Origin of the sequence: Sorangium sp. KYC3313, assembly GCF_052075895.1 — a bacterium.
GTDB lineage: Bacteria > Myxococcota_A > Polyangia > Polyangiales > Polyangiaceae > Sorangium > Sorangium cellulosum_B.
The window spans coordinates 5,368,795-5,382,211 of sequence record NZ_CP197255.1; the positions used below are offsets into that span (position 1 = coordinate 5,368,795).

At 71.4% G+C, this 13,417-nt stretch carries 3 protein-coding genes; all 3 read right to left on the reverse strand.

The window, feature by feature from the left end:
- Positions 1-11 precede the first annotated feature (11 nt).
- Positions 12-1,061: a hypothetical protein gene (locus ACSRUE_RS21060; protein ID WP_441292546.1), complete on the reverse strand. Its 1,050-nt coding sequence runs from the start codon at positions 1,059-1,061 to the stop codon at positions 12-14.
- A 138-nt stretch (positions 1,062-1,199) separates the two neighbouring features.
- Positions 1,200-7,238, reverse strand: a complete 6,039-nt coding sequence (locus tag ACSRUE_RS21065) for an AAA family ATPase (RefSeq protein WP_441292547.1) — start codon at positions 7,236-7,238, stop codon at positions 1,200-1,202.
- Positions 7,239-7,366: 128 nt separating this feature from the next.
- On the reverse strand, positions 7,367-13,399 hold the full coding sequence (locus tag ACSRUE_RS21070; protein WP_441292548.1) for an AAA family ATPase: 6,033 nt from the start codon (positions 13,397-13,399) through the stop codon (positions 7,367-7,369).
- Positions 13,400-13,417: the final 18 nt, after the last annotated feature.

Consider the following 13,417-nt stretch of genomic DNA (forward strand, 5'->3'; position numbering starts at 1 on the left):
GAGCGCCGGGATCACGGAATCGTCAACCCGAGCCCGAGCGCCGCGACGCTCTCGAGCGGCGGCAGGCGGGCGGCGGCGTCGGCGCCGTCGGGGAAGAAGCCGTCGCGCAGCAGCGGCAGGCGTACCCCGGCGTCGGCGTCGAGCACGAGCGGGCCCCAGAGCGGCAGCCGCGCGCGCACCGGCAGGCCGAGCGCCAGCCATCCGCGCGTCACGCTGCGCGCGGGGGCGATGCCTCGGCGGCTCGCCGAGACGAGGCCGCCCTCGACGCGCGCGCAGGGGGAAAGGCGCAGGACGCCGAGCGATGCGCCGAGCGGGCACGCGTCGGCGCCGAGGGCCGCGCGCAGAAACGATGCAGAGCCACCCGCCACGGGGACGTCGGAGGACACCTCGAGGTCCGCGTCGAAGCGCGCCGGGCCGACGCCGCGGGTCGTGACGGCGAGGGGAGGCTCCGCGGAGATGCGCGCGCCGAAGGAGGGGACGCCGATCATCTGGCCGACGAGGAGCTGCGCGCCGAGCACCAGGTGCGTCGTTGCGTCGGGCTCCGGCGCCGGCGGCCGCGTCCGCGCGTTACCGGCCGGCGGGGCGCCCGCAGGCGGGGCGCTGGCAGGCGGCGCACCGACCGGCGGGGGCGGCGCGGCGACGGCGCTCGGGGACGCGGAGACCGCGGGTGTGGCGGCCGCTACGGGGGCGTCCCCGGCCTGGGTATCGACGGCGAGCGCGGTCACGACCGCGAGCGCGGCGACGACATCGTCGCAGGTATCACCCGCGACATCGCGGTCGGCCGCCGTCCCGTCGGCCGCGCGGACGCTGAGGCGCCCGATGAAGCGGCGATCGCGCTGCTCGATGATCACGACGTACGCGCTCGCTGCGTCCGTCTCCGCGATGTTCCGCCGGAGCCGCGCGCCGACGCGCGCACGAAACTCCGCCTCTGTCGGGCATCCAGCCTCCGCGCGGTACTCGAACCGCAAGGGCGCCGCGGAAGGCTGGGCGTGCGCGACCGCGCTGCCGCCGAGCGCCGCGGAGATCACGAAGAGCGGCGCTGTCGAGGCGCGTGACCTCACCGTGGGGCCAATGTGGCGTCCCAGAGCCCGGAGCGCCACTCCACATCGTCGCGCTCGCTCTCGCCCGGAAATGTCGGCGCTGCGCCCCTGGCCGCCCCACCTCCCGCGCGACGAGGGAAGAACCCGGGCGACGCGGAGCTAGGCCTGTGGGAGCAGGTCCCCTCCCTCGGCCGCCGTCTCCGCCTCCGCCGGGTGCAGAGGCAGCTCGACGATGAACGTGGCACCCGCGCCCGGCGCGCTCTCGACGCGGATGGTGCCGCCGTGGGAGGTGACGATCCACCGGACGATGTAGAGGCCGAGTCCCAGGCCGCCGAAGTTGCGGACGGAGACGGCGCGCTCGAAGCGCTCGAAGATCCTGGCCTGATCGGCCTCGGCGATCCCGATGCCGTGATCGCGGACGACGAGCAGCGCGCGGCCTTCCAGGCCGCGCACGACGACGTGAATGGGGCCTCCCGCGCCGTACTTGAGCGCGTTGGACAGGAGGTTGATGAGGACCTGCTCCATGCGAGAAGCATCCCAGTTGCCCACCACGGGCTCGTCCAGATCGAGCTCGGTGCGGCAGCGGGCGTCGGTGAGCTGCTGGTGCATCCGCTCGACGACCTCGCGCGTCAGGGCCGCCAGATCGACGGGCGCGCACGCGAGGGTGAGCCGGCCGGCGTTCAGACGGGTGACGTCGAGCAGCTCGTTGACCAGGTGGGCGAGGCGCGCGATCTGGCGGTCGAGGACCTGGAGCGCGGCGTCGATGCGCTCGGGAGCGACCTCGGCGCGCTGGAGGCGGGGCAGGAGCCGGGCGAGGAGGTGAGCCTGCATCGTGAGCGAGGTGAGCGGGGTCTTGAGCTCGTGCGAGGCGACGAGGAGGAACTCGTCGCGGCGCTCGATCGCCACCTGGGCCTCGGCGAACAGGCGGCTGTTGTCGAGGGCGAGCGCGGCGCGGCTCGCCAGCTCCTGGGCCAGCCAGAGGTCCGCGGGGCGGTAATGGCGTCGCGGCGCGGCCGCCAGCAGGGTCATGACGCCGAAGCGCCGGTCGCGCGCGAGGAGCGGGACGCGGAGGAAGGAGTGAACGCCGAGCGGCTCGAGGAGGGGCGCGGCGCGGACGTCGCCCACCTCGGGGCGGTCCGGCGAGGTCGCTGCGAGGGGCCGCAGCGCGTCCATCACTGCGCCCGCGAGCTCGGCCGGCACGCCCGCGGTGACCGCGGTGACCGTCCGCCCCGGGGCGTCCTGGGCGAGGTCGACGTCGATGACGCACCGGTCGGCCAGCTCGGGCACGGCGAGCTGCGCGACGCTCTCGAGGGTGGCGCCGTAGCCGAGGGCCATGAGCTTGCGGCTCGCGTCGGCGAGGAAGCGCTCGGCGAGCTCGGCGCGCTTGCGCTCGGTGATGTCGGTGGAGATGCCGCAGAGCACGCCGGGCATGACGTTCTCGCCGAGCGGGAACTTGACGGACAGGCCGGTGCGCAGCTCGCCGTCTATCAGCACCTCCTCCTCGAACTCCATCGGCTCGCCCGAGTCGAGCACCTTCCGGTCGTGGTCGTCGATGGCGTCGGCGACCGCGGCAGGCAGGAGCTCGGCGGTCGTCTTTCCGACGATCTGCTCGGCCGGCCTGCCGAGGGCGCGGCTCACCTCCCGGTTGACGAGCAGGTGCCGGCCGTCGCGATCCTTGAGGTAGATGGCTGCAGCGGAGTTGTCGACGATGGCCTGGAGCGTCTTCTGGTTGGCCTGGAGCTCGCGCTCCGCCCGGCGCCGCTCGGCGTTCTCCTGCTCGATATCGGTGTAGAGCATGGCGTTCTCGAGCGAGATGGCCGATTGCGAGGCGAGCAGCTCGAGCACGGTGAGCCGCCCTGGGGTGAACGCGCCGGCCACCAGCTTGTTCTCCAGGTAGAGCAGGCCGAGCAGCCGCGCTTGCCGCACGATCGGGAGGCACAGCACCGATCTCGGCCGCTTCCGCGTGAAATACTCGTCCTCCGAGAACGGGTGCCGCCCGGCGGCGTCGTCGAGCAGCACGCGCTCGTGGCTCCGGCGAACATAGTTGAGGATGGATTGCGGCAGCGCGTCCGCCGCTGCCTCGCCCGCGTCGAGCAGCCGCGCGGCGCCGCCGGACGCGGCGATCGACGCCGCGGTCGACAGGCGATCTTCCCGGAGCAGGAGCACGTGCCCCTCTCCGGCGCCCGCGTGCTCGACCACGATGCGGAGGAGCATCTCGAGCAGGCGCGGGAGCTTGAGCTCACCGGAGATGCCCTGAGAGGCCTTGACGACGGAGAGGACGTCGAACTGCTCGGCGCGGACGGCGAAGGTGACGGTGGGGGCGATCGGCTTTCGCTCGATGAGAGAGGGATACCGCTGGTCGAGCTGCTCGACCTTGGCGTGGGCGCCCCAGCGGAAGTAGGCGGCGCGGGCCTTCTGGAGGTAGGCGTCGGCGGGCGTGGACAGGCCGCGATCGCGGTAGAGCCGGGCGGCGAGCTCGCAGGCGATGGCCTCGTGCTGGACGAAGCCGCCCTCGCGCGCCGACGAGACGGCCTGCTCGTAGAGCCCGATGGCCTCCAGGTCCTGCCCGCGGAGCCGGGCGATCTCGGCGCGGACCAGGGCGTGCTTGTGGAGGAAGTTGTCGGGGCCGCTCGCGGCCCACTCGCCGAGCTGCCGCTCGCAGTCGAGCAGCCCGTCCGGCAGCTCCGGCCGGGGCGACGGCGCCGCCGCGCGGTCCTCGTCGTCGTCGACGAGCGCGGCCAGCGCGAGCGCGCGATAATAGAAGCACTCGGCGTACAGCGCGTTCGTGTCCATCTTCCAGTCGTAATCGACGACCACACGGGTCGTCGCCGCGAGCGCCTCCCGGTGAGCGCCGAGGACGAACGTCGCCTGCGCCTTCATGCTGAAGTGGAAGCAGCGGGGGACGACCGCCCCCTCCCGGTCGAGACGCGCCTCGAAGGCCGCCTGATCCAGCTCGGCGCCGTCGAGCATCGAATAATGGACCGGCCGCCCGCGCAGCGTCTGGATGAGGTGCCGTGCGCCGAGGAGGACGTCATACACGAACGCGTAACCGGCCTTGCGCACGAAGCCGAGGCGGTCTTCGGTCAGGTGGAGGGCGTCCTCCAGCGGCTCGCCGGACAGCAGCGGGAACATCGCTGCCCAGATGCAGTTGTAACATGCGTTGTTCCAGTCGCCGCCCTCCATCGCGGCGTTGAAGCCCCGGCGAGCGTAGAAGCCGGTCTCCCGGTAGTGGCGCGTCCAGAAGACGACCTGCTGCCCGAACAGGGTGAACACCGCGCCCTTCGTGGCGAGGGCGTGGCCCCTGTCCGCGAGATCGTAGCCGAGCTTTCCGAACAGGTAAGCCTCACGGTACCGCCCGAACAGCGGGCCGACCATCCGCGCGAAGGCGGTATACGCCTGGGCGGAGCTCTCCGCGTTGCCGTGGCGCAAGCTGAGCTTGACCATGCGCACGAGGAGCAGATAGTGCAGCTTCAAATCCACGAAATAGGCGGAGATCATCACGCCGAGCAGGACGCGCATCGCGACCTTGATCTCCGGGTGATCCATGGCCGGCAGGTCGGCCAAGGCTTCGATCTGCCGGTCGCCCAGCGCTTGCCAGACGCCCTCGGTCTCTTCTTTGACCTGCGCGTCGGTGACGGGGAGCGACAGCTCGATGTCCCAGGCGCGGAGGCACGAGAGCCCGAGCTCCACGGCGCGGGCGCACTGGCCGCGGGTGACGTTCTGCGTGACGGCGAGCTCGACGACCGCAGCGCGCTCGATCTTGGTCCTCGCGCGCTCCATGAGCTCCCCGAGCAGCTGCTCGGCCTCCTCGAAGCTGCCGGTGGCGTAGGCGGCGTGCGCGCGCTCGAGGCTCAGATCGTAGGTCAGCTCGTACCGAGTCTCCCAGCGCTCGCGGGGATCCTGCGCGAGGAGGGCCTGTCCTGCGGCGAAGAGGACAGCGGCGGACTGGAAGGCGGCGGCGGCCTTGGCCTTCCTGCCGGCGCGGAGGTTGAGGGCGGCGAGCTCGTCGCGCTCGGCCTGGGAACGGAGGAGCGCGGCGCCGTGGTTGAGGTGGCCGACGATATCGAAGAGCGCGTCCTCGCGCTCTTCGGCGCGCCGTGCCTTCAAGAGCTGCTGACCGATCCGGAGGTGCATCTCGGCCAGCTGTCCGGCCGGGATGAGCGAGGTTGCGGCCTGCTGCACCCGGTCGTGGAGGAAGCGATAGGCGCTGTCCCGGCGGAGCAGCAGCCCCTCCCGCACGGCCTCCTCGAGCGCCTCGCGGAGCTCCTCCGCCGGCCTTCGCGCGACGATCGCGAGGGTGTCGAGGGTCAGGCTGCTGCCGAGGCAGGCGGCGAGCTTGAGGGCGTCGCGCGTGGCGCCGGGGAGCCGCTCCAGCTTGCCGACCATCAGCTCGACGACGTTGTCGGTGAAGCCCTTGTCGCGGATGGCGGCGATGTCCCATCGCCATGCGCCCTCGTCGGCGTCGAAGGTGATGAGCCCCTCGTCGTGCAGGGCGATGAGGAACTGGAGAACGAAGAAGGGGTTGCCGCCGGTCTTCTCGTAGACGAGCTGCGAGAGCGGCTCGACCTGCGCTTCGGACGCATGGACCGCCTCGGCGACGAGCGTCCCGACGTGGGCGGCGGAGAGCGGCTCGAGGACGATGTCGCCGACGGCGGCGCCGCGCTTCTGCACCTCGGCGAGGGTGAGCCGGAGCGGGTGCGCGGGGCCGACCTCGTTGTCGCGATAAGCGCCGATCAGCAGGAGGTGCGCGTCGCCGGCGAGGGTGGCGAGCTGCTCGAGGAGCAGGAGGCTACCGGGGTCGGCCCATTGCAGGTCGTCGAGGAAGAGGGCGACGGGGTGCTCCTTCCGGGCGCAGGCGGCGACGAAGCGCTGGAGCGTGGCGAGCAGCCGGCTCTGGGCCTCGGCGGGCGGGAGCTCGGGCACGGGCGGCTGCGGGCCGAGGAGCAGGGCGAGCTCGGGGAGCATGTCGGTGAGCAGCCTGCCGTTCTGGCCGACGGCTTCGCGGAGGCGCTCTTTCCAGCGCTCGACCTGCTGCTCGCTCGCGCCGAGGATCTCCTGCACGAGGCCCCGGAAGGCGTGAAGGAGGGGGCGGTAGGGGACGTCGCGCTTGAGCTGATCGAACTTGCCGCAGAGGAAGAAGCCGCGCTCGCGCACGACGGGCCCGCGCAGCTCGGCGACGAGCGAGGACTTGCCGATGCCCGAGTAGCCCGAGACGAGCACGAGCTCTGGCCGGCCGCCCGCGACGACGCGCGCGAACGCGGCGCGCAGCGCCTCGATCTCGCGCTCGCGGCCGTAGAGGCGCTGAGGGACCTGGAACCGGTCGGAGACGTCGCGCAGTCCGAGCGGGAAGGCGTCGATGGCGCCGCCCTGGCGCAGCCGGGAAAAGCACGAGTCGAGGTCGTGGCGCAGGCCGAGGGCGCTCTGGTAACGCTCCTCGGCGGCCTTGGAGAGCAGCTTGAGGACGACGGCGGAGAGCTGGAGTGGAATGGAGGGGACGAGCGCGTGGGGCGGCCGCGGCGCCTGGGCGATGTGGCAATAGACCCACGCGACGGGGTCGCTGGCGTGGAAGGGCAGGGTGCCAGTCAGCATCTCGTAGAAGGTGACGCCGAGGGAGTACAGGTCGGTCCGCTCGTCGACGCGGCGGTTCATGCGGCCGGTCTGCTCCGGGGCCATGTAGGCGAGCGTGCCCTCGATGAGCCCGTCGTGCGCGAGCACCTGGGCGCCGCGGGGGGAGAGGGAGGCGATGCCGAGATCGGTGATCTTCACCTCGCCGGTGTCGGGGTTGTAGAGGAGATTCTGGGGCTTGATGTCCTTGTGGATGACGTGGTGCCGGTGGAGCTCGGCGAGCGCGGCGGCGAGGCGGAGGGCGAGCGGGAAGAAGCGTTCGAGCGACATCCCGCGCATCGGCCCATCGATGAACCGGTCGAGCGAGCGGCCGCCGAAGTCCTCGAGCACCAGCGTCACCTGGTCGCGGAACGGCTCGATCCCGTAGGCCTTGACGACCGCGGGCGACTTCAGTGCCCTGGCGACCTCGAGCTCGTGCTGGAGCCTGCCGAGGGCGCGGGGGCTCGCGTGATCGCGCCGCAGGGCCTTGAGCACCACCGGCCGGCCGTCCTCCTCGCGCCGCGCGCGGTAGAGGATCGTGTCCGCACCCTGGTGCAGCACCTCCAGCACGCGGTAACGTGGACTATCGAGCATAGGAGAATCTTTGACAACCGGGGCGCCGGCGGCGTGTTGCGATTCAGCCCGGTACACTGCCAAAAGCGCCGCGCCTCGTCACGAGCAAACGGCGCGGAGCTGCGCCGGCTTCGGCCCCCGGTGAACGCTCACGCCGGCGGGAGAAAGGTGCCGTGGCCTTCCGTCTCTGCCTCCGCCGCATGCAAAGGCAGCTCGACGATGAAGGCAGCGCCCGCGCCCGGCGCGCTCTCGACGCGGATGGTGCCGCCGTGGGAGGTGACGATCCACCGGACGATGTAGAGGCCGAGTCCCAGGCCGCCGAAGTTGCGGACGGAGACGGCGCGCTCGAAGCGCTCGAAGATCCTGGCCTGATCGGCCTCGGCGATCCCGATGCCGTGATCGCGGACGACGAGCAGCGCGCGGCCTTCCAGGCCGCGCACGACGACGTGAATGGGGGCGCCTGCGCCGTACTTGAGCGCGTTGGACAGGAGGTTGATGACGACTTGCTCCACGCGAGAAGCATCCCAGTTGCCCACCACGGGGTCGTCCAGATCGAGCTGGATGCGGCAGCGGGCGTTCGCGAACTGCTGCCTCATTCGCTCGACGGCCTCACGCGTCAGGGCGGCCAGATCGACGGGCGCGCGCGCGAGGGTCAGCTGGCCGGCGTTGAGGCGGGTGACGTCGAGCAGCTCGTTGACCAGGTGGGCGAGGCGCGCGATCTGGCGATCGAGGACCTGGAGCGCGGCGTCGATGCGCTCGGGAGCGACCTCGGCGCGCTGGAAGCGAGGCAGGAGCCGGGCGAGCAGGTGAGCCTGCATCGTGAGCGAGGTGAGCGGGGTCTTGAGCTCGTGCGAGGCGACGAGGAGGAACTCGTCGCGGCGCTCGATCGCCACCTGGGCCTCGGCGAACAGGCGGCTGTTGTCGAGGGCGAGCGCCGCACGGAGCCCGAGCTCCTCGGCGACCCACAGGTCGGCGGGGCCGTAGCGGCGCCGTGGCGCGGTCGCCAGCAGGGTCATGACGCCGAAGCGCCGGTCGCGCGCGAGGAGCGGGACGCGGAGGAAGGAGTGAACGCCGAGCGGCTCGAGGAGGGGCGCGGCGCGGACGTCGCCCACCTCGGGGCGGTCCGGCGAGGTCGCTGCGAGGGGCCGCAGCGCGTCCATCACTGCGCCCGCGAGCTCGGCCGGCACGCCCGCGGTGACCGTCCGCCCCGGGGCGTCCTGGGCGAGGTCGACGTCGATGACGCACCGGTCGGCCAGCTCGGGCACGGCGAGCTGCGCCACGCTGTCGAGGGTGGCGCCGTAGCCGAGGGCCATGAGCTTGCGGCTCGCGTCGGCGAGGAAGCGCTCGGCGAGCTCGGCGCGCTTGCGCTCGGTGATGTCGGTGGAGATGCCGCACAGCACGCCGGGCATGACCTCCTCGCCGAGCGGGAACTTGACCGAGAGGAAGGTGCGCGGCCCGTCCTCCATCATCACCTCTTCCTCGAACTCGAGCGGCTCGCCCGAGTCGAGCACTCGCCGATCGTGATCGCCGATGATCTCGGCGAGCGCAGCAGGCAAGAGCTCGGCGTCGGTCTTTCCGAGGAGCTCATGGCTCGGCAGGGCGGCGACGTCGCTCGCCTGGCGGTTGACGCGCAGATACCGACCTTCGCGATCCTTGAGGAAGATGGCTGCGGCGGAGTTGTCGACGATGGCCTGCAGCGTGGCCTGGCTCTCGCGGAGCTCGCGCTCCGCCCGGCGCCGCTCGGCGTTCTCCTGCTCGATATCGGTGTAGAGCATGGCGTTCTCGAGCGAGATGGCCGACTGCGAGGCGAGCAGCTCGAGCACGGTGAGCCGCCCTGGGGTGAACGCGCCGGTGACGAGGTTGTTCTCGAGGTAGAGCAGGCCGAGCAGCCGCGTTTGCCGCACGATCGGGAGGCACAGCACCGACCTCGGCCTCTTGCGGCCGAAATGCTCGTCTTCCGAGAACGGGTGCCGCCCGGAGGCGTCGTCGAGCAGCACGCGCTCGTGGCTGCGAAGGACATAGTTGAGGATGGATTGCGGCAGCGCCGCCAGGGCCTCGCCCGCGTCGAGCAGCCGCGCGGCGCCGCCGGACGCGGTGATCGCCGCCGCGGTCGACACGCGATCTTCCCGGACCAGGAGCGCAACCCCCTCTGCGGCGCCCGCGTGCTCGACCACGATGCGCAGGAGCGTCTCGAGCAGGCGGGGGAGCTTGAGCTCACCGGAGATGCCCTGAGAGGCCTTGACGACGGAGAGGACGTCGAACTGCTCGGCGCGGACGGCGAAGGTGACGGTGGGGGCGATCGGCTTTCGCTCGACGAGGGAGGGATACCGCTGGTCGAGCTGCTCGACCTTGGCGTGGGCGCCCCAGCGGAAGTAGGCGGCCCGCGCCCGCTGCAGGTGGGCGACGGCGGGCGTGGACAGGCCGCGGTCGAGGTAGAAGCGGGCGGCGAGCTCGCAGGCGATGGCCTCGTGCTGGACGAAGCCGCCCTCTTGCGCCGACGAGATGGCTTGCTCGTAGAGCCGGATGGCCTCGGGCTCTCGCCCGAGGAGCCGGGCGATCTCGGCGCGGACCAGCGTGTGTTTGTGGAGGTAGTTGTCGGGGCAGCTCGCGGCCCACACGCCGAGTTGCCGCTCGCACGCGAGGAGCCCTTCGGGGAGCTCCCGCTCTGGCGAGGTCGCCGCGTCGCGCGCGTCGTCGAACGCCGCGGCGAGCGCGAGCGCGTGAACATAGAAGGTCTCGGGGATCTCGGCGCACGCGTCCATCCTCCAGTCGTAATCGACGACGACACGGGTCGACGCCGCGAGCGCCTCCTCGGGAGAGCCGAGGAGGAACAGCGCCTGCGCCTTCAGGCTGTAATACAAGCTATGAGCTCCGTACGAGGATCCCGGAGGCAGCCGCGCCTCGAAGGCCTCCTGATCCAGCTCGGAGCCATCCAGCATCGCGTAATGGACCGGCCTCCCGCGCAGCGTCTGGATGAGGTGCCGGACGCTGAGGAGGATGCCATGGATGAACGCGTAGCCGGCCTTGCGCACGAAGCCGAGGCGCTCCTCGGTCAGGTGGAGGACGTCCTCCAGCGCCTCCCCGCAGAGCAGGGGGAACACCGACGCCCAGACGCAATGGTAACATGCGTTGTTCAAATCGCCGCACTCCACGGCGGCGTTGAAGCCGAGGCGATTGTAGGGGTAGGTCTCTCTGTAATGGCGCGTCCAGAAGACGGTCAGCTGCCCGAACAGGAAGAACACGGTGGGCTTCGTGGTGAGGTGCTCGCTCCTCTCCGCGAGGTCGTAGCCGAGCTTGCCGAACAGGTAAGCCTCCTTGTATCTCCCGAACCGCGGGCCGAGCACCCGCCCGAAGGCGGTGTACGCATGGGCGGAGCTCTCGGCGTTGCCATGGAGGAGGCTGAGCGTGACCATGCGCTCGAGGACCAGGTGATGCAGGTTCTGGTCCACGAAATACGCAGCGACGGACACGCTCTTCAAGATGCTCATCGCGATCTTGATCTCCGGGTGCGTCATGGGGGGCAGGTGGATGAGGCCCTCGATCGCCCGGTCGCCCAGGGCCTTCCATACGCTCTCGGTCTCTTCGTCGATCCGCGCGTCGGTGAGGTGGGTTGGCAGATGGATGTCGTAAGAGCGCAGGAAGGAGAGACCAAGCTCCACGGCGCGGGCGCTCTGCCCGCGGGTCACGTGAAAGGCGACGGCGAGCTCGACGACGGCGGCCCTCTCGATCTTGGTCATCGAGCGATCCGTGAGCTCCTCGAGCAGCCGCTCGGCCTCATCGAAGCTGCCGAGGATGTACGCGCAGCGCGCTCGCTCGAAGCTCAGGGCGTGGGTCAGCGCGTACTGCGTCTCCCAGCGTTCCTGGGGCTCGTCCGCGAGGAGGGCCATGCCGGCGGCGAAGAGTGCGGCGGCGGACTGGTAGGCGGCGGCGGCCTTGGCCTTCCTGCCGGCGCGGAGGTTGAGGGCGGCGAGCTCGTCGCGCTCGGCCTGGGAGCAGAGGAGCGCGGCGCCGCGGTTGAGGTGGCCCACGATCTCGAACAGCGTGTCCTCGCGGTCATCGGCGCGCCGTGCCTTCAAGAGCAGCTGACCGATCCGGAGGTGCACCTCGGCGAGCTGCCCGGGCGGGATGAGCGAATAGGCGGCCTGCTGCACCCGGTCGTGGAGGAAGCGATAGGCGCTGTCCCGTCGGAGCAGCAGCCCCTCCCGCACGGCCTCCTCGAGCGCCGTGCGCAGGGCCTCGGCCGGCCGCCTTGCGACCACCGCGAGGGTGTCGAGGGTCAGGCTGCCGCCGAGGCAGGCGGCGAGCTTGAGCGCGTCGCGCGTCGGGACCGAGAGCCGATTGAGCTTGCCGACCATCAGCTCGACGACGTTGTCGGTGAAGCCCTTGTCGCGGATGGCGGCGATGTCCCACCGCCATGCGCCCTCGTCGGCGTCGAAGGTGATGAGCCCCTCGTCGTGCAGGGCGATGAGGAACTGGAGAACGAAGAAGGGGTTGCCGCCGGTCTTCTCGTAAACCAGCCGTGAGAGCGGCTCGACCTGCGCTTCCGGTGTGCGGACCGTCTCGGCGACGAGGGCCCCGACGTGGGCGAGGGAGAGCGGCTCGAGGACGATGTCGCCGACGGCGGCGCCGCGCTTCTGCACCTCGGCGAGGGTGAGCCGGAGCGGGTGCGCGGGGCCGACCTCGTTGTCGCGATAAGCGCCGATCAGCAGGAGGTGCGCGTCGCCGGCGAGGGTGGCGAGCTGTTCGAGCAAGAGGAGGCTGCCGGGGTCGGCCCATTGCAGGTCGTCGAGGAAGAGGGCGACGGGGTGCTCCTTCCGGGCGCAGGCGGCGATGAAGCGCTGGAGCGTGGCGAGCAGCCGGCTCTGGGCTTCGGCGGGCGGGAGCTCGGGCACGGGCGGCTGCGGGCCGAGGAGGCGCTCGATCTCCGGCAGCATGTCGGTGAGCAGCCTGCCGTTCTGGCCGAGAGCCTCGCGGAGGCGCTCTCTCCAGCGCTCGACGTGCTGCTCGCTCGCGCCGAGGATCTCCTGCACGAGGTCCCGGAAGGCGTGAAGGAGGGGGCGGTAGGGGACGTCGCGCTTGAGCTGATCGAACTTGCCGCAGAGGAAGGAGCCGCGCTCGCGCAGGACGGGCCCGCGCAGCTCGGCGACGAGCGAGGACTTGCCGATGCCCGAGTAGCCCGAGACGAGCACGAGCTCTGGCCGGCCGCCCGCGACGACGCGCGCGAACGCGGCGCGCAGCGCCTCGATCTCGCGCTCGCGGCCGTAGAGGCGCTGAGGGACCTGGAACCGGTCGGAGACGTCGCGCAGTCCGAGCGGGAAGGCGTCGATGGCGCCGCCCTGGCGCAGCCGGGAAAAGCACGAGTCGAGGTCGTGGCGCAGGCCGAGGGCGCTCTGGTAACGCTCCTCGGCGGCCTTGGAGAGCAGCTTGAGGACGACGGCGGAGAGCTGGAGTGGAATGGAGGGGACGAGCGCGTGGGGCGGCCGCGGCGCCTGGGCGATGTGGCAATAGACCCACGCGACGGGGTCGCTGGCGTGGAAGGGCAGGGTGCCAGTCAGCATCTCGTAGAAGGTGACGCCGAGGGAGTACAGGTCGGTCCGCTCGTCGACGCGGCGGTTCATGCGGCCGGTCTGCTCCGGGGCCATGTAGGCGAGCGTGCCCTCGATGAGCCCGTCGTGCGCGAGCACCTGGGCGCCGCGGGGGGAGAGGGAGGCGATGCCGAGATCGGTGATCTTCACCTCGCCGGTGTCGGGGTTGTAGAGGAGATTCTGGGGCTTGATGTCCTTGTGGATGACGTGGTGCCGGTGGAGCTCGGCGAGCGCGTCGGCGAGGCGGAGGGCGAGCGGGAAGAAGCGCTCGATCGACATTCCGCGCATCGGGCGCATCGGCCCGTCACCATCGAGCAGCCGGTCGAGCGAGCGGCCGCCGAAGTCCTCGAGGACCAGCGTCACCTGGTCGCGGAACGGCTCGATCCCGTAGGCCCTGGCGACGACCGGCGAAGCGAGCGCCGTCGCGACCTCGAGCTCGTGCTGGAGCCTGCCGAGGGCGCGGGGGCTCGCGTGGTCGCGCCGCAGGGCCTTGAGCACCACCGGCCGGCCGTCCTCCTCGCGCCGCGCGCGGTAGAGGATCGTGTCCGCACCCTGGTGCAGCACCTCCAGCACGCGATAACGTGGACTATGGGGCATAGGAGAATCTTTGAATCC